The organism is Pseudomonas sp. M2(2023) (assembly GCF_030263955.1).
In the GTDB taxonomy this organism is placed as follows: domain Bacteria; phylum Pseudomonadota; class Gammaproteobacteria; order Pseudomonadales; family Pseudomonadaceae; genus Aquipseudomonas; species Aquipseudomonas asiatica.
In genome coordinates this window covers 4690508-4710044 of sequence record NZ_CP127114.1, presented here as the reverse complement: position 1 = coordinate 4710044, position 19537 = coordinate 4690508, and the positions used below count along the sequence as shown (strand labels likewise).

The 19537-nt window shown below is 64.1% G+C and carries 16 protein-coding genes; 11 read left to right on the top strand and 5 right to left on the bottom strand.

All coding sequences use genetic code 11. The annotated features are described in order from the left end of the window. Positions 1-153: 153 nt before the first annotated feature. Positions 154-2544, top strand: a complete 2391-nt coding sequence (locus QN085_RS21645) for a TonB-dependent siderophore receptor (protein ID WP_023661926.1) — start codon at positions 154-156, stop codon at positions 2542-2544. Positions 2545-2634: 90 nt separating this feature from the next. On the opposite strand, the gene QN085_RS21640 is transcribed toward QN085_RS21645, so the two are convergent. Continuing rightward, entirely contained in the window at positions 2635-3510 is an 876-nt protein-coding gene (locus tag QN085_RS21640) for a helix-turn-helix transcriptional regulator (protein WP_013974175.1), read from the bottom strand. 264 nt (positions 3511-3774) lie between these two features. Here QN085_RS21640 and QN085_RS21635 point away from each other — a divergent pair, with 264 nt between their 5' ends. After that, positions 3775-4677, top strand: a complete 903-nt coding sequence (locus QN085_RS21635; RefSeq protein ID WP_013974174.1) for a DMT family transporter — start codon at positions 3775-3777, stop codon at positions 4675-4677. 124 nt (positions 4678-4801) lie between these two features. Here QN085_RS21635 and QN085_RS21630 read toward each other — a convergent pair whose 3' ends face one another. The 3 genes from QN085_RS21630 to QN085_RS21620 form a co-directional block, all read right to left on the bottom strand. After that, a complete protein-coding gene (locus QN085_RS21630; protein ID WP_023662765.1) occupies positions 4802-5347 on the bottom strand; it encodes a hypothetical protein in 546 nt (181 codons plus the stop codon). Positions 5348-5564: 217 nt separating this feature from the next. Continuing rightward, positions 5565-6539: a 2-hydroxyacid dehydrogenase gene (locus tag QN085_RS21625; RefSeq protein ID WP_013974173.1), complete on the bottom strand. Its 975-nt coding sequence runs from the start codon at positions 6537-6539 to the stop codon at positions 5565-5567. 177 nt (positions 6540-6716) lie between these two features. After that, a complete protein-coding gene (locus QN085_RS21620) occupies positions 6717-7664 on the bottom strand; it encodes a LysR family transcriptional regulator (protein ID WP_013974172.1) in 948 nt (315 codons plus the stop codon). Between the two features lie 191 nt (positions 7665-7855). Between QN085_RS21620 and QN085_RS21615 the strand changes: the two genes are divergently transcribed. Genes QN085_RS21615 through QN085_RS21600 form a run of 4 tightly spaced genes read left to right on the top strand, consistent with a single transcriptional unit; the run spans position 7856 to position 12635 of the window. Next, a complete protein-coding gene (locus QN085_RS21615; RefSeq protein ID WP_013974171.1) occupies positions 7856-9385 on the top strand; it encodes an efflux transporter outer membrane subunit in 1530 nt (509 codons plus the stop codon). Continuing rightward, entirely contained in the window at positions 9382-11559 is a 2178-nt protein-coding gene (locus QN085_RS21610) for an FUSC family protein (protein WP_024087723.1), read from the top strand. The genes QN085_RS21615 and QN085_RS21610 overlap by 4 nt, the downstream gene beginning before the upstream one ends. A gap of 4 nt (positions 11560-11563) precedes the next feature. Then, positions 11564-11764, top strand: coding sequence for a DUF1656 domain-containing protein (locus QN085_RS21605; RefSeq protein ID WP_003257154.1), 201 nt, complete (start codon positions 11564-11566; stop codon positions 11762-11764). 10 nt (positions 11765-11774) lie between these two features. After that, positions 11775-12635, top strand: coding sequence for an efflux RND transporter periplasmic adaptor subunit (locus QN085_RS21600; protein ID WP_013974168.1), 861 nt, complete (start codon positions 11775-11777; stop codon positions 12633-12635). Between the two features lie 105 nt (positions 12636-12740). Here QN085_RS21600 and QN085_RS21595 read toward each other — a convergent pair whose 3' ends face one another. After that, positions 12741-13190 (bottom strand): universal stress protein, encoded by a 450-nt coding sequence (locus tag QN085_RS21595; protein ID WP_013974167.1) that lies wholly within the window; start codon positions 13188-13190, stop codon positions 12741-12743. A gap of 271 nt (positions 13191-13461) precedes the next feature. Here QN085_RS21595 and QN085_RS21590 point away from each other — a divergent pair, with 271 nt between their 5' ends. The 5 genes from QN085_RS21590 to QN085_RS21570 all read left to right on the top strand — a co-directional run bounded on the left by QN085_RS21590 (position 13462) and on the right by QN085_RS21570 (position 19537). After that, on the top strand, positions 13462-14370 hold the full coding sequence (locus QN085_RS21590) for a LysR family transcriptional regulator (protein WP_024087722.1): 909 nt from the start codon (positions 13462-13464) through the stop codon (positions 14368-14370). A 236-nt stretch (positions 14371-14606) separates the two neighbouring features. Then, positions 14607-16148 (top strand): MFS transporter, encoded by a 1542-nt coding sequence (locus QN085_RS21585; protein ID WP_041505622.1) that lies wholly within the window; start codon positions 14607-14609, stop codon positions 16146-16148. A gap of 28 nt (positions 16149-16176) precedes the next feature. Continuing rightward, positions 16177-17238 (top strand): HlyD family secretion protein, encoded by a 1062-nt coding sequence (locus tag QN085_RS21580; protein ID WP_013974164.1) that lies wholly within the window; start codon positions 16177-16179, stop codon positions 17236-17238. Beyond that, complete coding sequence (locus QN085_RS21575) at positions 17235-18686, top strand: efflux transporter outer membrane subunit (protein WP_013974163.1); 1452 nt, start codon at positions 17235-17237, stop codon at positions 18684-18686. Before QN085_RS21580 ends, QN085_RS21575 begins: the two co-directional genes overlap by 4 nt. A gap of 56 nt (positions 18687-18742) precedes the next feature. Further along, the gene (locus QN085_RS21570) at positions 18743-19537 is read left to right on the top strand and encodes an SDR family NAD(P)-dependent oxidoreductase (protein ID WP_024087720.1); all 795 of its coding nucleotides are present in this window, start codon (positions 18743-18745) and stop codon (positions 19535-19537) included.

Sequence of the window (19537 nt, the reverse complement as noted above, 5' to 3'; positions counted from 1 at the left end):
GTGCAGTACCTGTGGGAGCGGGTTCACCCGCGAAGAGGCCCGCACAGGCAAAAATATTTTCAGATAGCGGGTGAGGTAACAGGACGTGGCATCCGTGTAATGAGTGGAAGTGCGATTCATTCGCAGTCATATCCCTCTCACAGGTCAGCGTCCATGAAGTTCACCCCGCGTTGCGTCCCTCTCTGGCTCGGCCTTTCCGCGCTCCCGGCATTCGCTGTCGCCCCCCTGGCCTGTGCCGCCGAGCAGCAGCAGGCGTATACCTTCGCCCAGCCGGCGCAACCCCTTGCCCAGGCACTCAGCGCCTTCAGCCGCACCACCGGCCAGAGCGTGGTCTACACCCTGGAACTGCCAGGTGTGCAGGCGCCGGCATTGAACGGCAGGTTCAGCGCCGAACAGGCCCTGCAACAGCTGCTGGGTACTACCGGGCTGGCCTGGCGCCGCGTCGATTCGCGCACGCTCACCCTCGAAGCGGTGGACACTTCCGGCGCCCTCAACCTGCAGGCCATCACCGTGACCTCGCAACTGGACGACTACAGCTATCAGCCCCCCGCTACCGCCTCGATCATGCGCGGGCAGGGCCCGAGCCAGGACATCCCCCAGGCCATCAATGTGGTACCGGTCCAGGTCATCCGTGACCAGGCCCCACGCAACCTTGATGACGCTCTGGCCAATGTCAGCGGCATCACCCAGGGCAACAATTTCGGTGGTACCTCCGATACCGTGATGAAGCGCGGCTTCGGCGACAACCGCGACGGCTCGATCATGCGCGATGGCATGCCCATCGTGCAGGGCCGCAGCCTCAACGCCAGCACCGAGCGGGTCGAAGTGCTCAAGGGCCCGGTCTCGCTGCTGTACGGCATCCAGGACCCGGGCGGGGTGATCAACGTGGTCAGCAAGCGCCCGCAACTCGAGCAGTACAACGCCCTGACCGTGCGCGGTTCTACCTACGGCAGCGGCAAGAACGGCAGCGGTGGCGGGTTCGACAGTACCGGCGCACTGGGCGACAGCAACTTCGCCTATCGGCTGATCGTCGACCACGAAGATGAGGACTACTGGCGCAACTACGGCGTGCACCGCGAATCGCTGGTAGCGCCGTCGCTGGCCTGGCTGGGCGAAGACACCCAGGTGGTGCTGGCCTACGAGCATCGCGAGTTTCTCTACCCCTTCGACCGTGGCACGGCGTTCGGCAACAACGGCCACCCGCTGGACATCCCAGCCACGCGGCGCCTGGACGAGCCCTTCAACGACATGGAAGGGCGCTCCGACCTTTACCGTCTGGAAGTCGACCACCAGCTGGCCGATGACTGGAAGCTGCACTTCGGCTACAGCTTCAACCGCGAAACCTATGATGCCAGCCAGGTGCGGGTGACCGGCGTGAATGAAAATAGCGGCACGCTGTCGCGCAGCATCGACGGCACCCACAACGCCATGAGCCGTGACCAGTTCGCCACCTTGAGCCTGGCCGGTAATGTGCAACTGGCCGGGATGCAGAACGACCTGCTGTTCGGCATTGATCACGAGGACCGCAAGATTTTCCGCGGTGACATGATCCGGCAGACCGCCCAATCCACCTTCAGCTATATGAACCCGGTCTACGGGCAGGAAGTGGAGGGCACCACTGTCAAAGCCAGTGACAGCGACCAGACCGACAAGCTGCGCACCGACGCGTTGTTCGTGCAGGACGCGCTGCACCTGGATGATCACTGGATCCTGGTGGCTGGTGCGCGCTTCCAGCAGTTCGACCAGTACGCTGGCCGTGGCCGCCCTTTCAAGGCCAACACCGACATCAATGGCCAGGCGTGGGTGCCGCATGCAGGTATCGTCTACAAGGTCGATGACCAACTGTCGTTTTATGGCAGCTATAGCGAGTCGTTCAAGCCCAACTCGACTATCGCGCCGCTGGTCGGCAATGTAGTGCTCGACTCGTCGGTGGCGCCGGAGGAGGGCAAATCGTGGGAACTGGGCGCCAAGCTCGACATGCCGGGCCGCCTGACAGGCACTCTGGCGTTGTTCGATATCACCAAGCGCAACGTACTGGTTTCCAACTTTGATACCAGTACTCGTGAAACGGTGTACAGCAATGCCGGGGAGGTCGGTTCACGGGGCGTTGAGCTGGACCTGACTGGCCAGCTGAGTGAGCGATGGAGCCTGATTGGCAGCTATGCCTACACCGATGCCAAGGTGACCAAGGACCCGGCCCTGCAGGGCAACCGCCTGCAGAACGTGGCCCGGCACAGTGGTTCGCTGTCGGCGGTGTATGACTATGGCAGCCTGTTCGGTGGCGACCGCTTGCGTCTCGGTGCCGGTGCAAGGTATGTCGGCGAGCGCGCGGGTAACTCGACCAACACCTTCGACCTGCCGTCCTATACCGTGGCCGATGCCTTTGCCAGCTACGAGACCAGGCTCGACGAGCACAAGGTGCTGCTGCAGCTGAACGTGAAGAACCTGTTCGACAAGGTTTACTACAGCTCGGCGGTGAACCAGTACTTTGTGGCCATTGGTGATGCGCGGCAGGTGAGCTTGTCCAGTACCTTCGAGTTCTAGGCCAGCCTGAACCGGCCTCTTCGCGGCTAAAGCCGCTCCCACAGGTACTGCACTGCCCTTGAGGGTGGCGCGATCCCTGTGGGAGCGGCTTTAGCCGCGAATGGCCGTACGGTATTCGCCTGGCGTTGCACCGACCGCCTGGCGGAACCGGTTGCTGAAATGGCTGGCACTGGCAAACCCGCACAACAGGGCAATCTCCCCCAGCGGCATCACCCCCAGCCGCAACAGCTGGCAGGCCCGATGCAGCCGTCGAGCCAGCAGGTACTGGTGCGGCGGCAGCCCGAAACTGGCGCGGAACATACGGGCAAAGTGGTATTCGGACAGGTTGCAGCGCAAGGCCAGTTCACCCAGGGTAATGGGCTGGTCCAGGTGCGCTTCGATGTAGTCGACCAGTTGCCGGCGCAGGCTCGGTGCCAGCCCGCCTTTCAGGCGCAGGCCCTGGCGCAGCCCGACCTGGTTGAGCAGCGCATGGTCGACGATCTCGTGCGCCAGGCTGCTGGCCAGCAGGCGTTCGCCAGGTTCATCCCAGTCCAGGGTTATCAGCTGGCGAAAGCGCTTGGCTTGCTGCGGGTCGTCGAGAAAGGTCGCTTCCTGCAGTTGCAGCTCACGGGGTTCACGATCGAGCAGGCGCACGCAGCCCAGGGCGAACTGCGTTTCGCTGACATACAGGTGCGCCAGGCGTATCGCACCATTGACCACCCAGTTCGATTCCTGTCCGGCTGGCATCACGCACAGCTTGTCGGGCGCCCCTTTGTCGCCGGGGCGCTGGCGGCGAAAGGTGCCAGTGCCGTCGGCGATGTAGCACGACAGGGTGTGATGGCTCGGTGCCTGGTAGTCGCGGGCATCGTCGCGGTTGCTCCACAACGCCGCCGCCAGCCCGTCGCCCAGGTGCGCGCTCAGCTCCAGCCGGGCGTGGGGCGAGGCGTGCATGGCGTTGAACACTTGCAGCTGGGTGAGTGGCGTCATGGGCGGTTCCTCTTGCCTGCCATCCTACTGCGCCTTGGGCAGGCTTACAGCAACCCGCGGGACAAATGCGCAAGTTTGTGCAAGCGCGTGGGTGTTCGACAGGAGAACACTGAAATGCCTCGGCGAGGGCTGCGCCCTCGATTCGCGGGTGAGCCCGCTCCTACAGGGACCGCGCCAGCCTCGAGAGCAGCGCGGTCCTTGTGGGAGCGGCTTTGGCCGCGAAGCGCCGGGCACCGATCTTGAAAGGCCCAAGGAACCGTCGCCATGAACCTGTCACTCTACCTGCTAACCGTCCTGATCTGGGGCACCACCTGGATCGCCCTGAAACTCCAACTGGGTGTGGTCGCCATTCCGGTCTCGATCGTCTACCGCTTCGCCCTGGCCGGGCTGATCCTGTTCGCCTTCCTGCTGCTCACCCGCCGCCTGCAGCCAATGAACCGGCGTGGCCACCAGATCTGCCTGGCCCAGGGCTTGTGCCTGTTCTGTGTCAACTTCATCTGCTTCCTCAGCGCCAGCCAGTGGATTGCCAGCGGCCTGATCGCCGTGGTGTTCTCCACCGCCACCCTGTGGAACGCACTCAACGCGCGGATCTTCTTCGGCCAGAAGATCGCCAGCAACGTGCTCGGCGGCGGCGCCTTGGGGCTACTTGGCCTGGGGCTGCTGTTCTGGCCCGAGCTGTCCCACCACGCGGCCAGCCGCGAAACCCTGTACGGCCTTGGCCTGGCCCTGCTCGGCACGCTGTGCTTCTCGGCCGGCAACATGCTGTCGAGCATGCAGCAGAAGGCCGGGCTCAAACCCATGACCACCAATGCCTGGGGCATGGTCTACGGGGCGGTGATGCTGGCGGTGTTCTGCGTGGTCAGCGGTGTGCCATTCAGCATGGAGTGGAACGTGCGGTACATAGGCTCGTTGCTGTACCTGGTGGTGCCGGGCTCGGTGATCGCCTTTACCGCCTACCTGACCCTGGTCGGGCGCATGGGGCCGGAGCGGGCAGCGTACTGCACGGTGCTGTTCCCGTTGGTGGCGCTGAATGTGTCGGCGGTGGCCGAGGGGTATCAGTGGACAGCGCCGGCCTTGTTGGGGCTGGTGGCGGTGATGGCGGGGAATGTGCTGGTGTTTCGCAAGCCGAAGGGCCGGGTCATTGAGGCAGCTGCGGTAGCGAAGTGAAGCGTACATAGTCTGCATCGGCCCCCTCTTGAGCTTGTCGAGAAGAGCCCGGTGCAGGAGGTTCCAATAGAAGATCGTTCCAGATCCTGCGACTTCGTGCCATCAACGCTGGCAGCCAGAATATCTAGTCAGCTTCAACGGTGATTAGTGAATACCCCCAAAAGTCATCATTACTCTTGTCGTTGGCAAGAATGACTGTAGTTAAAGGGTTGTCGCCAGAGCTATAGTACTCGCCATTTTTTGGGTCCACGCGACCGTTACCGGTCAATGTATACCACTCCGTACTTTCCAGAGGGATTTCTACCCATCCTTCCAATTTTCTGTTTCTGTAAAGTCGCAGCAGTTTCTGATTGTTGGAGGCTTCTAGTTCAATCTTGTACGAATCCGAAGTGAGATTGGTTGTTAGTATGGTCGCACTGTAGTACTTCCCATCTTTGAAAGCTGTCACGATGTCCTTTTTGAAATGCGAAAGGATATCGTCAGAGTCTCCGGGAATTATTTCATCTGGGGAAGTATAAATAGCATTTGCTCCCTCCTCTTTTAGTGTTCCCAGTTTTTCTCCTTCTAGCTCCCAGCGCAAGGGGGTATTCAAGGATGACTTAAGTGTGAAGCTTTGTCTCAGAGGGAGAATTAGAAAATTTGGCTTGATAGTGTCGATGGTGATTTTCATCATGCGCCTCCATGTTTTGAGGCGTTATTGTTCTATCGGTCCGCTAAAAAATGAAACTGGCAATTTTATCAGTTGCAAAGCGGCTTCAGATGCTTTTCTGCCGCTGATAGAGGGGCAATTTTTGACTTTGAGCTTTGTTCGCGGCGCTTACTGTGTTTAGACAGGTCGCGCCGTAAAGGTTACATGGCACTTTTGAAAAGAAGTGAATCTGAAGCTGTCAATTCCTCCACACCTGCGGGTTCACCAGGTCCCGCGGCCGCTCACCCAGCAGCGCCGCGCGCAGGTTGTCGATTGCCCGGTTGGCCATGGCCTCGCGGGTTTCGGCAGTGGCCGAGCCAATGTGCGGCAAGGTCAGGGCATTGGGCAGCTTGAACAGCGGCGAATCGCTCAGCGGTTCTTTTTCGTACACATCCAGGCCCGCACCGCGAATGGTGCCGTTCTGCAGTGCCTCGATCAGCGCCGCCTCGTCCACCACCGGCCCGCGGGCGATGTTGATCAGGAACGCGCTCGGCTTCATCAGTTGCAACTCACGCGCACCGATCAGCTTGCGGGTGGCATCGGACAACGGCACAACGATGCAGACGAAGTCGGCCTCGGCCAGCAGTTGCTCCAGGCTGCGGAACTGTGCGCCCAGCTCTTGCTCCAGTGCGGTCTTGCGACTGTTGCCGGAATAGATCACCGGCATGTTGAAACCGAACCGGCCGCGACGGGCAATGGCGGCACCGATGTTGCCCATGCCGACGATGCCCAAGGTCTTGCCGTGCACATCGCTGCCGAAGTGGGCCGGGCCTACGGTAGCTTGCCAGTTGCCGGCCTTGGTCCAGGCATCCAGCTCGGCGGTGCGGCGGGCGCAGCCCATGATCAGCGAAAAGCCCAGGTCGGCGGTGCTTTCGGTCAGCACGTCGGGGGTGTTGGTCAGGGCGATGCCGCGTTCGTTGAAGTAGTCCAGGTCGTAGTTGTCGTAGCCGACCGACACGCTGGATACCACCTCCAGCCTGGTCGCCCCTTCGAGTTGCGCCCGGCCGAGCTTGCGGCCAACGCCGATCAGGCCATGGGCCTCGGGCAGGGCTTCGTTGAACTGGGCATTGATGTCGCCGAGCTTGGGGTTCGGCACGATCACGTTGAAGTCTTGCTGCAGGCGTTCGGCCATGGCCGGGGTGATACGGCTGAAGGCCAGGACGGTCTTTTTCATCGGGCAACTTCTCTGCAAGGCGTGGGACGGTGGGGGCTTCTTCGCGGGCACGCCCGCTCCCACAGGTACCGCACAGATTGAAGGCCTGTGCATTACCTGTGGGAGCGGGCGTGCCCGCGAATGGCCTGACAATGGTTAGCAACCTACCATTGTCCGCCCCCGCAATGCAGCAGCTTTTTAGTTGGCAATCATCACCTGATGGGTTTTCAGGTCTGCCTCATGGGCTGCCAGAATCTCCGGCAGCGAGTTGCGCAGGTACTCGACCCAGGTCTTGATCTTGGCATCCAGGTACTGCCGCGACGGGTAGATGGCGTACAGGTTCAGCTCCTGCAGCCGGTACTCGGGCAGCACCCGTACCAGGCTGCCATCGCGCAGGCCGTCGATGGCCGAATAGATTGGCAGCACGCCCACGCCCATGCCGCTGCGGATGGCGGTCTTCATGGCATCGGCAGTATTGACCATGAACGGCGAGCTGGTGATGTTGACCATTTCCTGGCCTTCCGGCCCGTCGAACAGCCATTTTTCCAACGGGATCACCGGGCTGACCATGCGCAGGCAGGCGTGCTTGAGCAGGTCGGCAGGCTTGTGCGCCACGCCGTGGCGGGCGATGTAGGCGGGCGAGGCGCAGACGATGCTGTAGGTGATGCCCAGGCGCTGGGACACGAACCCCGAGTCGGGCAGTTCGGTGGCCAGCACGATGGACACGTCATAGCCCTCGTCGAGCAGGTCAGGCACGCGGTTGGCCATGGTCAGGTCGAAGGTCACGTCCGGGTGCGATTCGCGGTAGCGGGCGATGGCGTCGACCACGAAGTGCTGACCGACCCCGGTCATCGAGTGCACCTTCAACTGCCCGGCCGGGCGGGCATGGGCGTCGCTGGCCTCGGCTTCGGCTTCTTCGACATAGGTAAGAATCTGTTCGCAACGCATCAGGTAGCGCTTGCCGGCTTCGGTCAGCGCAATGCGGCGGGTGGTGCGGTTGAGCAGCCTTGTTTGCAGATGGGCTTCCAGGTTGGAGACCGCCCGCGACACGTTCGCGGTGGTCGTATCCAGTTGCCCGGCGGCAGCGGTAAAGCTGCCGAGTTGGGCTACGCAACTGAAAGCACGCATGTTTTGCAGGGTGTCCATGGGTCACTCTCGATGTAGAGGACAAAATTGTGTCACGAAGTAACGTAAAAGAGATGAAAAGTTGCCTTCGACCAAAGGCGGATTATCGCTGTTTTGGTAACAAAGATTCGCAGGAATCCACGCTTATCGCCAGTGCTGCCGCCCCCTAGAATTGCCCGGCCCCTTCACCTCTTCCTCGGGAAATCGCAGCTGTGCCGCGTCGCATCATCAGAACGCTCAATGCGTTCAGTGCCTGTGCCCTTGCCCTCACCTTGAGCGGCTGTATCGGAACCTGGGGCATTGCCCCGCAAAGCAAGACGCTGCAAGCCAATACCCTGACCACCGACGCGGCCATACGCGAAGCCGCGACCGACGCCCACTGGCCCGACCAGCAGTGGTGGCACGCCTATGGCGACCCACAACTGGACCGCTGGGTTGCCCTGGCCGTGGCCGGCAGCCCGAGCCTGGCCATGGCTGCGGCGCGGGTGCGCGAAGCCAAGGCCATGGCCGGCGTGGTCGAGTCGGCGGAAAAACTCCAGGGCAACGGCCAGGCCACGCTCAAGCGCCACAACTGGCCTGAAGACCAGTTCTATGGCCCGGGCGCGCTGTCCGGCGCCAATACCTGGGACAACAACGCCGCCATTGGCTTCAGCTATGCGCTCGACCTGTGGGGCCGCGAACGCAACGCCAGCGAGCAGGCCGTGGACCAGGCGCACATGAGCGTGGCCGAAGCCCGCCAGGCGCAGCTGGAGCTGCAGAACAACGTGGTGCGCGCCTACATCCAGCTGAGCCTGCACTTCGCCCAGCGCGATATCGTCAAGGCCGAGCTGGAACAGCAGGAGCAGATCCTGGCCCTGGCCAAGCGCCGCCTGGATGCCGGCATCGGCACTCACTTCGAAGTCAGCCAGGCCGAAGCACCGTTGCCGGAAACCCACCGCCAGCTCGACAGCCTGGACGAAGAAATTGCCCTGGCCCGCAACCAGCTGGCCGCCCTGGCCGGCAAGGGCCCGGGGGAGGGCGCGCAGTTGCAGCGCCCGAGCCTGGCCCTGGCCGCGCCGCTGAGGCTGCCGTCGAACCTGCCGGCCGAACTGGTCGGCCAGCGCCCCGACGTGGTCGCCAGCCGTTGGCAGGTAGCCGCCCAGGCGCGGGGCATCGATGTCGCTCACGCCGGCTTCTTCCCCAACGTCGACCTGGTCGGCAGCCTTGGCTTCATGGCAACCGGTGGTGGCCCGCTGGAATTCCTCACCGGGCGCAAGTTCAACTACAACGTTGGCCCGGCCATCAGCTTGCCGATCTTCGACGGTGGCCGCCTGCGCTCGCAGCTGGGCGTGGCCTCGGCGGGCTATGACGTGGCCGTGGCGCGCTACAACCAGACCGTGGTCGGTGCGCTGAAGAACATCTCCGACCAGCTGATTCGCCGTGAGTCGATGAAAGAGCAGTCGCACTTCGCCGCCGAGTCGGTAGCGGCCGCGCAGAAAACCTACGACATTGCCATGGTCGCCTTCCAGCGTGGCCTTACCGACTACCTCAACGTGCTCAACGCCCAGACCTTGCTGTTCCGCCAGCAGCAGGTGCAACAGCAGGTGCAGGCTGCCCGCCTGATTGCCCATGCCGAGCTGGTCACCGCCCTGGGCGGTGGCTTGCAGGCTGGTCAGGATGTGCCGAAAGAGGAGCGCCAGGCCGCACCGAAAACCCCGGCCACCCTGGCCATTCTCGACAAGAAGCCGGATAACGCCGAATGAGCACTTCCAGTTTGCCCGTGCGCTGGCTGCAGAGCCTGGAATGGCGCCGGGGCTTCTTTGCCTGGGCGCGCACCGACGGGGTGACCTGGGTGTACATCTTCAAGGTGCTGGCCGCTGCGTTCATCACCCTGTGGCTGGCCATGCGCCTGGAGCTGCCGCAACCGCGCACGGCGATGATCACCGTGTTCATCGTCATGCAGCCGCAAAGCGGGCATGTGTTCGCCAAGAGCTTCTACCGGGTGCTCGGCACCCTGGCCGGCTCGGCGATGATGGTGGCGCTGATCGCCATATTCCCGCAGAACACCGAGCTGTTCCTGCCCAGCCTGGCCCTGTGGGTAGGCCTGTGTTCGGCCGGTGCCATGCGCTACCGCACCTTCCGCGCTTATGGCTTCGTGCTGGCCGGCTACACCGCGGCGATGATCGGCCTGCCGGTGCTTGAGCACCCTGACCAGGCTTTCATGGCGGCGGTATGGCGGGTGCTGGAAATCGCCCTGGGCATTCTGGTGTCGACCTTCGTCAGCGCCGCGATCCTGCCGCAGTCGGCCAGTGCCGCCATGCGCAACGCCCTGTACCAGCGCTTTGGCGTGTTCGCCGGGGTGGTGGTCGAGGCCCTGCGCGGCGAAAGCCAGCGGGACCGCTTCGAGAGCAGCAACGTGCGCTTCGTCGCTGAAGCAGTGGGCCTCGAGAGCCTGCGCAACGTCACCGCCTTCGAAGACCCGCACATGCGCCGGCGCTCTGGTCGCCTGGTGCGCATGAACAGCGAGTTCATGGCCATCACCACGCGCTTCAATGCCCTGCACCGTTTGCTGGAACGCCTTCGCGCCCGCGGCCCGCTGCAGATCGTCGGCGCCATCGAGCCAGGCCTGAACACCCTGGTGGAGCTGTTGCAGCCTTACGTGGGCCGGGCGCTGACCGACGCCGATGCGCTGCGCCTGACCCTGGAGCTGGCCGCCTACAAGGAAGGCTTGCAGGCACAGGTGCGCGGCTTGCGCGCCGAGTACCTGGCAACCGAGCCGAGCGAGTCCGACCTGCTCGACTTCCATACTGCCTTCGAGCTGCTCTACCGCTTCGTCGACGAGATGTACAGTTATGCCGAAACCCATGCCTCGCTGGCAGCGCACCGGCACGAACGCGAGCAGTGGGATGAGCCCTACGTGGCGCAGACCAGCTGGCTGGTATCGTTGGCCGCCGGTGTGCGCGCCTCGGCGGTGCTGTTGTTGCTGGGCAGCTACTGGCTGCTCAGCGACTGGCCCAGCGGCGCCATGATGACCCTGATCGCCTCCGTCACCGTGGGCCTGTCTGCGGCCTCGCCGAACCCCAAGCGCATGTCGTTCCAGATGGCCTGCGGCACGGCGATTGGTGCCTTCGTCGGCTTCTTCGAAACCTTCTTTGTGTTCCCCTGGATCGACGGTTTCCCGCTGCTGTGCATGGTCCTGGCACCGGTGTTCGTACTGGGCGCGTTCCTCTCGTCACGGCCGGCCTATGCCGGCTACGGCATCGGCCTGCTGGTGTTCTTCGCCATCGGCTCGGTGCCGAACAACCTCACCGTGTATGACCCGTACACCTTCATCAACGACTACATCGGCATGGTCATCGGCATGTTCGTCTGTGCCGCTGCCGGGGCGATCATCCTGCCGCCCAACAGCCGCTGGCTGTGGAGCCGCCTGGAGCAGGAACTGCGCGAGCAGGTGCTGTTCGCCATCAGCGGGCGCCTGCGCGGCCTGGGTTCAGCCTTCGAAAGCCGCACCCGTGACCTGCTGCACCAGGCCTATGGCCTGGCAGCCGGCAAGCCGCAGGTACAGAGCCAGTTGATGGGCTGGATGTTCACCGTGCTGGAAATCGGCCATGCCATCATCGAGCTGCGCAAGGAGCAGGCCCGCGCACCGGTGCACCCGGCCTACGCCGAGTCGCAGCCCTGGCGCCAGGCGATCCGCGTGATGGGCCGTGCCCTGGCCCGGTTGTTCCTTCAGCCCAGCGCCAGCAACCACGAACGCGCGCTGGTGGCAGTGGACCACGCCATCGCCCGCGTGCAGGCCACCGACGAGCCCTTCGCCCGCCACTTCGACACTTCGGTGCTGCGCCGCGCGCAAAGCTACCTGCACTTCATCCGATCTACCCTGCTCGACCCACAGTCGCCGTTGGCACCGGCGAAAGGACTGCACGATGCTCCGTGAAACCATGCCCCGTGAAATCGCCTTCCATGGCGTGTACATGCCCACCATGACCTTGATGTTCCTGTTCGCCCTGGGCCTGGCCTGGGGGCTGGACCGGTACATTGCCAGCCATGATGGCTACCGCTTCTTCTGGCACCCGGCGCTGCTGCGCCTGAGCCTGTTCGTCTGCCTATTCGGCGCCCTGGCGCTGTCGCTCTACTGGTGAGAATCCTTCGATGAAAAAGTTCTTCAGCCTGATCGCCACCCTGTTGGTGCTTGCCGCTGCCGTGGTGATCGGTCGCCAGTTGTGGCTGCACTACATGACCACGCCTTGGACTCGCGACGGCCGTGTGCGTGCCGACATCATCAACGTCGCTGCCGACGTGCCTGGTTATGTGGTGGATGTGCCGGTCAAGGACAACCAGCGGGTGAAGAAGGGCGACCTGCTGATCCAGATCGACCCCGAGCATTACCAATTGGCGGTCGACCAGGCCAAGGCGCAGGTTGCATCGCGCAAGGCCACCTGGGAGATGCGCAAGGTCAACGCCAAGCGCCGTGCCGACATGGACAACCTGGTGATTTCCAAGGAAAACCGCGATGACGCCAGCAACATCGCCAACTCCGCCCAGGCGGACTACCAGCAGGCCCTTGCCGAGCTGGCTGCCGCCGAACTGAACCTCAAGCGCACCCATATCGTGGCCACGGTGGACGGCTACGTGACCAACCTGAATATCCACAAGGGTGACTATGCGCGTACCGGTGAAGCGGTGATGGCGGTGGTCGACGAGAATTCGTTCTGGGTATACGGGTTCTTCGAGGAGACCAAGCTGCCGCATGTGAAGGTGGGTGACCAGGCCGAGCTGCAGATGATGAGCGGCGAGCGCATCAAGGGCCACGTGGAGAGCATCGCCCGCGGCATCTACGACCGCGACAACCCACAAAGCCGCGAGTTGATCGCCGATGTGAACCCGACCTTCAACTGGGTGCGGCTGGCGCAGCGGGTGCCGGTGCGCATTCATATCGATGAAGTGCCGGACGGGTTTTTGCTGGCGGCGGGTACGACTTGTACGGTGGTGGTGAAGCCGAGCGAGGGCTGAGCCGGGGTGAGGTGGTGCAGCTACTGGCCTCTTCGCGGGCTTGCCCGCTCCCACAAGTGGTGCGCTGCTCTTGGGGCTGGCGCAAATCCTGTGGGAGCGGCGCAGTTAGCTTGCTGCCCCCACCAACACTGGTACCCTCACCCGATCAATCACCTTCGCGCTGATCGACGGGTCCAGCATCCGCCCCAGCCGCGACAGGTGGCGGTGGCCCATGATGATCAGTTCACAATCCAGTTCCTGCGCCTTGGCCACGATCGCCTCGACCGGCTGCCCGGCCACCATGCAGCCCCGGCTGGCGAAGCCGGCTTGCTGCAACTCGCGCACCGCCTCGGCCACGGCCTGGTCGGCCTGGTGCTGCTCTTCGCAGGCGGCGGGGTATTCTTCCAGTTCTTCTGCGGTGTAAGGCGCGGGTTGGTCGTGGACGGCGAAGGTAGAGTCGATGGCCAGCAGCACGTGCAGTTCGTGGTCGTCGGGGCGGCAGTAGCGGCGGGCGAGGGTGAGCAGGGCAGTGGATGCAGGGGAGGCGTCGATGGCGATCAGGACGGGGCTGGGCATGTGGAATCCTTGTTTCAGGCTGGCTAAGGGGTTGTCTGTTCTGGCCTCTTCGCGGGTAAACCCGCTCCCACAGGTGCGCCACAGTATTCAAAGCCTGTGCAGTCACTGTGGGAGCGGGTTCACCCGCGAAGAGGCCGAACCTGCCATTCCTCATTCTTGGCTCAATCCACCCTCAGGATAAATGCCCCACCACGCATGAGCGCATTGCGTCTGGTGCAATCCAGCAACCTGCTACCATCGCCATTCCCCACAGCTGTAACGGAAAACGGCCATGCAACTCCCGGACATGAACCTGCTCGTCGCCCTCGATGCCCTGCTCGACGAAGGTAGCGTGGTCGGCGCGGCGCAGCGCATGAACCTCAGCCCGGCGGCGATGAGCCGGACCCTGGGGCGTATCCGCGATGCGTTGGGTGACCCGATCCTGGTGCGCGCCGGTCGCGGCTTGGTGCCGACGCCGCGGGCGCTGGCCCTGCGCGAGCAGGTGGCGGCGTTGGTGGAGCAGGCCGGCGAGGTGTTCCGCAGTGGCGACGAGGTCGACCTGCCCAAGCTTGACCGGGCCTTCAACATCCGCACCAACGACCTGTTCATCGCCCTGTACGGCGCCCAGTTGCTGCGGCGCATGCACGAACAGGCACCGCGCACGGTGCTGCGCTTCGTGCCGGAAAGCCCCGGCGGCGATGACGACAGCGTGCTGCGCGACGGGCGTACCGACCTGATCATCAGCTCGACCGTGGACCTGGGGCCGGAGATCAAGGTACAGAGCCTGTTCCAGACCTACTATGTGGGCCTGGCGCGGCGCGACCACCCGATCTTCGAGCAGCCGATCACGGCGCACAGCTTTGCCAGTTATCCACAGATCAGCGTGTCACGCCGTGGACGGGCCAATGGGCCGATCGATGTGGAACTGGCCAACTTCAAGGTGCAACGGCGGGTGGCGCTGATTACCCCGAGCTTTCACTCGGCGCTGTTCTCGCTGCCGGATTCCGACCTGATCCTGCCGATGCCGGCCAACATCCTCAACAGCGTGCACAAGCTAGGGCTGCCGCTGCGCTCGTTCGAGATCCCGGTGCCGCTAGAGCGGGTCAACGTGCTGCAGGCATGGCACCCACGGTTTCACAATGACCCCGCGCATCGGTGGTTGCGGCAGACCCTGAAGGCTTGCTGCAGTGTCGACCCTTGAGTGATGTTCTGCCTGGGCCGGCCTTTTCGCGGGTGAACCCGCTCCCACAGGTACAACACACCTCTCAAGGCCTGTGATGTCCCTGTGGGAGCGGGTTCACCCGCGAAGCAGGCGACTGGGTTTTGAAGTGGATTGCGCCTGACGCAACATAAACCTATCGATAAGTCAGTTTTCGTCAGCATTCGACCTTCTTAGACTTGCTCCAGTCGCAAATTTGTTGCTGGAGATGTCTGCCCATGAGTTCCCTGCCCGCCCCGTCTGCCGCGATTGCCGCCGCCCCCGCGCCGGCCGCGCCTGCGCAGACTGCGTTCGGCCTGCAGGTAGTGGTCGGGCTGTTCGGTGTGCTGCTGGCCGTGTTGTGCGCGGGCCTCAACGAGTCGGTGACCAAGATCTCCCTGGCCGATATCCGTGGGGCCATGGGCATCGGTGCCGACGAAGGCGCCTGGCTGCTGGCGGTCTACAGCGCCGCCTCGGTTTCGGCCATGGCCTTCGCGCCATGGCTGGCCACCACGTTCTCGCTGCGGCGCTTCACCATGAGCGCGATCGGTCTGTTCGCCGTGCTCGGCCTGCTGCAACCGTTCGCCCCCAACCTGCACAGCCTGATGCTGCTGCGTGTGCTCCAGGGCTTCGCCTCTGGTGCCTTGCCGCCGATGTTGATGAGCGTGGCCCTGCGCTTCCTGCCACCGGGCATCAAGGTCTATGGCCTGGCCTGCTATGCCCTCACCGCCACCTTCGGCCCCAACCTCGGCACGCCGCTGGCAGGGCTGTGGACTGAATACGTCGGTTGGCAGTGGGCGTTCTGGCAGATCATCCTGCCCTCGGCGCTGGCCATGTTCTGCGTCGGTTGGGGCCTGCCGCAGGACCCGCTGCGCCTGGAGCGCTTCAAGCAGTTCGACTGGCGCGGCGTGCTGCTCGGCCTGCCCGCCATCAGCTGCATCGTGCTGGGCCTGTCGCTGGGTGACCGCTGGGGCTGGTTCGATTCGCCGCTGATCTGCTGGCTGCTCGGCGGTGGCCTGCTGTTGCTGGTGCTGTTCATGTACAACGAATGGTCCGAGCCGTTGCCATTCTTCCAGTTGCGCATGCTGTCGCGGCGCAACCTGAGTTTCGCTCTGGTGACCCTGGCCGGTGTGCTGATCGTGCTCTCGGGCGTCGGCAGCATTCCGTCGGCCTATCTGGCGCAGATTCAGGGCTACCGCCCGGCGCAGACCAGCCCGCTGATGATGCTGGTGGCCATGCCGCAGCTGGTCGCCCTGCCGTTGACGGCGGCGCTGTGCAATATCCGCGCAGTGGACTGCCGCTGGGTGCTGGGGATCGGCCTGGCGATGCTGGCGGTGTCCTGTGTCGGCAGCAGCCTGCTGACCAGCGAGTGGATCCGTGGCGATTTCTACCCGTTCTACCTGCTGCAGGTGTTCGGCCAGCCAATGGCAGTGCTGCCGCTGCTGATGCTGTCCACCAACGGCATGACCCCGCAGGAAGGCCCGTTCGCCTCCAGCTGGTTCAACACTGTCAAAGGCCTGGCCGCAGTGATCGCCGGTGGCCTGCTGGACGCCTTGGGCACCCTGCGCCGGCACTTTCATTCCAACCACCTGGTGGACAGCCTTGGCAACGCCCCGCTGGTCGACGGTAACGCAGCCGGCCTGGCCAGGCGCATCCACGACCAGGCGCTGGTGCTGACCTCGGCCGACCTCTACCTGGTCATGGCCTGCATTGCCGTGGCCCTGATCTGCCTGATTCCTTTCGTGCCTACCCGGGTCTATCCGCCGCGCGCGGTGGCCTGAACCCTGGATGAATTCGAGAACCACTTAAATGACCAACAACCGCAAAACCCTGTTCATCGGCTCGGTGCTTGCCGTGGCCGTCCTGGCTGCCATCGTCGGCCCGTGGATGTTTGGCAGCGACCACCGCCAGAGCACCAATGACGCGTATGTTGTCGCCGACTACACCGTGGTCGCGCCCAAGATCGCCGGCTTCATCAAGGACGTGCTGGTGGAGGACAACCAGCAGGTCAAGGCCGGCCAGTTGCTGGCTACCATCGATGCCCGTGACTACCAGGCCGCGCTGGATGCTGCGCAGGCGCAGTTGCTGGTGGCCCAGGCGCAAAGCGCCGATGCCCGTGCCACCCTCGAGCGCCAGGCGTCGCTGATTGCCCAGGCTGAGGCTGCAGTGAAAGCGGCCCAGGCCGAAGCTGCGTTCGCCGACCATGAGGTCAACCGCTACAGCCGCCTGGCCGAGCAAGGTGCCGGCACCGTGCAGAACGCCCAGCAGGCACGCAGCGGGGTCGACCAGGCCCGCGCACGCCTGGCCAATGCCCAGGCGGCACTGGTAGCGGCGCGCAAGCAGGTGGATATCCTTACCGCCCAGGTGGCCAGTGCCGACGGCCAGCTGAAGCGGGCCGAGGCAGGGCTGGAAAAGGCCCAGCTCGATCTGTCCTACACCCGCATCACCGCGCCGGTGGACGGCATGGTCGGCGAGCGTGCCTTGCGTGTCGGTGCCTACGTCAACCCGGGCGCCCGCCTGCTGTCGGTGGTGCCGTTGCAGCAGGCCTACGTGGTCGGCAACTTCCAGGAAACCCAGCTGACCCACGTACAGCCTGGCCAGGCCGTGAGCATCAGCGTCGACACCTTTGCCGGTGAGAAGCTGCAAGGCCATGTGGAAAGCATCGCCCCGGCCACCGGCGTGACCTTCGCTGCGGTCAAGCCGGACAACGCTACCGGCAACTTCACCAAGGTGGTGCAGCGCATCCCGGTGAAGATCGTTTTCGATGACGGCCAGCCGCTGCTTGCCCGCCTGCGCGTGGGCATGTCGGTGGAAGCGACCATCGACACCCGTGGTGACAAGCTGGACGGCAAAGAGGTAAGTGCACGATGAAAGCGGCATTACGCTTGAGCCCGTTGCTGCTGGCCGTATTGATGGCCGGCTGCACCTTGGGCCCTGACTTCCAGCGCCCTGACAGCCAGGCCCCGCAACAGTGGGCGCCGCTGCAAGGCGAGGCGGCGGCCAGCCAGCCGCAGGCCGAACCGCTGGAACTGCGCTGGTGGGAGAGCTTTCACGACGCCGGCCTGAGTGCCTTGATCCAACGCGTTGCCGAGCGCAATCTCGACCTGCAGATGGCCAGCGCCCGCCTGCTGCAAAGCCGCGCCCTGCGCAGCACCGTGGCTGCCGACGAAGTACCGTCGGTGGATGTGAACGCTGGCTACAGCCGCTCGCGCAACAGTGCCGAAGGCCTGAGTGACCCGTCCGGCAAGGCGGGCAAGGAAGCCTTCAACCTCTGGCAGGGTGACCTTGTGGCCGGCTGGGAGCTGGACCTGTGGGGCCGTGTGCGGCGCCAGGTCGAGGCTGCCGATGCCACGGTCGAAGTGGCCGAGAACGACCGCCGCGGCGTGCTGTTGGCATTGCTTTCGGAAACCGCAGGCAACTATATCCAGCTGCGCGCTGTGCAGCACACCATCGATGTGACCCGCGACAACCTCAAGGTCGCCCAGCACAGCCTGAAGTTGTCCGAGAACCGCCAGGCCGAAGGTGTCGCCACGCGCCTGGACGTGGCTCAGGCCAGTGCCCAGGTCGCCTCGATCGAGTCGCGCCTGCCTAGCCTGGAAGCGCGGCGCGACGACTTGATCAACGCCCTCAGCCTGCTTGCCGCCGAACCGCCGCGCAGCCTGCAGGCCGAGTTGCTGCAGGGCGGCGAACTGCCTGCGCCGCAGCAGAAGTTCGCCATTGGCCTGCCGTCCGAACTGGCCGAACGCCGCCCGGACATTCGCCAGGCCGAGGCTCGTTTGCATGCTGCCACCGCCAGCATTGGCGTGGCCAAGGCCGACTTCTACCCCAGCATCCGGCTGTCGGGCAGTGTCGGGTTCCAGGCCATGCAGCTGTCCGATTTCGGCGCCTGGGATTCACGCCGCTTCGCCTTCGGGCCGCAGCTGTCGCTGCCGATCTTCGAGGGTGGCCGGCTCAAGGGCACCTTGGAGCTGCGCGAGGCGCAGCAGCAGGAAGCGGCGCTGAACTACCGCAAGGTGGTGCTGGGTGCCTGGCATGAAATCGACGATGTGCTACGCCTGTACAACGCCAGCCAGCTGCGCCGCGACCACTTGGCCGAGGCGGTGCGGCAGAACCGCATCGCCCTGGAAACTGCCCAGCGCCAGTATGTGGAAGGGGCGGTGGACTTTCTCAATGTGCTGACGGTGCAGGGGGCTTTGCTGGCCAGCGAGGAGCAGTGGATCGACAGTTCTGCGGCGGTGTCGCAGGCGCTGGTGGGGTTGTACAAGGCCCTGGGTGGTGGCTGGCAGGCGTTTGATGAGCAGCCTGTGAAGAAAGTGTGATTTTTTGGGGCTGCAAAGCAGCCCCGGCAATTGTCATGATTACCGAGGAGGCACAGATGCACATTTCCCTGAACGGCAAGCGCGCCATCGTCAGCGGCTCCACCGCCGGCATCGGCCTGGCCATCGCCATCGGCCTGGCCGAGGCGGGGGCCGAAGTGGTCCTCAACGGTCGCACCCAGGCCCGGGTCGACGAAGCCCTCAAAGTTGTGCGCGAGCGCCTGCCGCAGTCGCGCATCATCGGCATCGCTGCCGACCTGGGCACCCAGGCCGGTGCGCAGACGCTTTTCAAGCAGGTGCCGCACACCGACATCCTGGTCAACAACCTGGGCATCTTCGAGCCCAAGCCGTTCTTCGAGATCGAGGATGAGGACTGGCAGCGTTTCTTCGACGTCAATGTGCTCAGTGCCGTTCGCCTGTCGCGCCACTATGCCCCGGGCATGGCCGAGCGCAACTGGGGGCGAGTGGTGTTCCTGTCCAGTGAGTCGGCGCTGCAGATCCCGACCGAGATGATTCATTACGGCATGACCAAGACCGCATTGCTGGCGGTGTCGCGTGGGCTGGCCGAGACCCTGGCCGGCACCGGGGTGACGGTGAATTCGGTGTTGCCGGGGCCTACGCGTTCGGAAGGTGTGGGCGACTTCTTTACCAGGCTGGCCGAGGAGCAGGGGGTGTCGACTGAAGAGCTGGAAGCCAACTTCCTGGCCGAGCACCGGCCGACCTCGCTGATCAAGCGGCTGGCGACGGTGGAGGAGGTGGCGAACATGGTGGTGTACCTGGCATCGATGCAGGCCAGTGCCACTACCGGGGCTGCCTTGCGGGTGGATGGCGGGGTGCTGCGTTCCATTGCCTGA

Coding starts and splice junctions, on each gene's coding strand:
- QN085_RS21645 (WP_023661926.1), top strand. CDS start 154: ATGAAGTTCACCCCGCGTTGCGTCCCTCTCTGGCTCGGCCTTTCCGCG.
- QN085_RS21640 (WP_013974175.1), bottom strand. CDS start 3,510: ATGACGCCACTCACCCAGCTGCAAGTGTTCAACGCCATGCACGCCTCG.
- QN085_RS21635 (WP_013974174.1), top strand. CDS start 3,775: ATGAACCTGTCACTCTACCTGCTAACCGTCCTGATCTGGGGCACCACC.
- QN085_RS21630 (WP_023662765.1), bottom strand. CDS start 5,347: ATGAAAATCACCATCGACACTATCAAGCCAAATTTTCTAATTCTCCCT.
- QN085_RS21625 (WP_013974173.1), bottom strand. CDS start 6,539: ATGAAAAAGACCGTCCTGGCCTTCAGCCGTATCACCCCGGCCATGGCC.
- QN085_RS21620 (WP_013974172.1), bottom strand. CDS start 7,664: ATGGACACCCTGCAAAACATGCGTGCTTTCAGTTGCGTAGCCCAACTC.
- QN085_RS21610 (WP_024087723.1), top strand. CDS start 9,382: ATGAGCACTTCCAGTTTGCCCGTGCGCTGGCTGCAGAGCCTGGAATGG.
- QN085_RS21605 (WP_003257154.1), top strand. CDS start 11,564: ATGCCCCGTGAAATCGCCTTCCATGGCGTGTACATGCCCACCATGACC.
- QN085_RS21600 (WP_013974168.1), top strand. CDS start 11,775: ATGAAAAAGTTCTTCAGCCTGATCGCCACCCTGTTGGTGCTTGCCGCT.
- QN085_RS21595 (WP_013974167.1), bottom strand. CDS start 13,190: ATGCCCAGCCCCGTCCTGATCGCCATCGACGCCTCCCCTGCATCCACT.
- QN085_RS21590 (WP_024087722.1), top strand. CDS start 13,462: ATGCAACTCCCGGACATGAACCTGCTCGTCGCCCTCGATGCCCTGCTC.
- QN085_RS21585 (WP_041505622.1), top strand. CDS start 14,607: ATGAGTTCCCTGCCCGCCCCGTCTGCCGCGATTGCCGCCGCCCCCGCG.
- QN085_RS21580 (WP_013974164.1), top strand. CDS start 16,177: ATGACCAACAACCGCAAAACCCTGTTCATCGGCTCGGTGCTTGCCGTG.
- QN085_RS21575 (WP_013974163.1), top strand. CDS start 17,235: ATGAAAGCGGCATTACGCTTGAGCCCGTTGCTGCTGGCCGTATTGATG.
- QN085_RS21570 (WP_024087720.1), top strand. CDS start 18,743: ATGCACATTTCCCTGAACGGCAAGCGCGCCATCGTCAGCGGCTCCACC.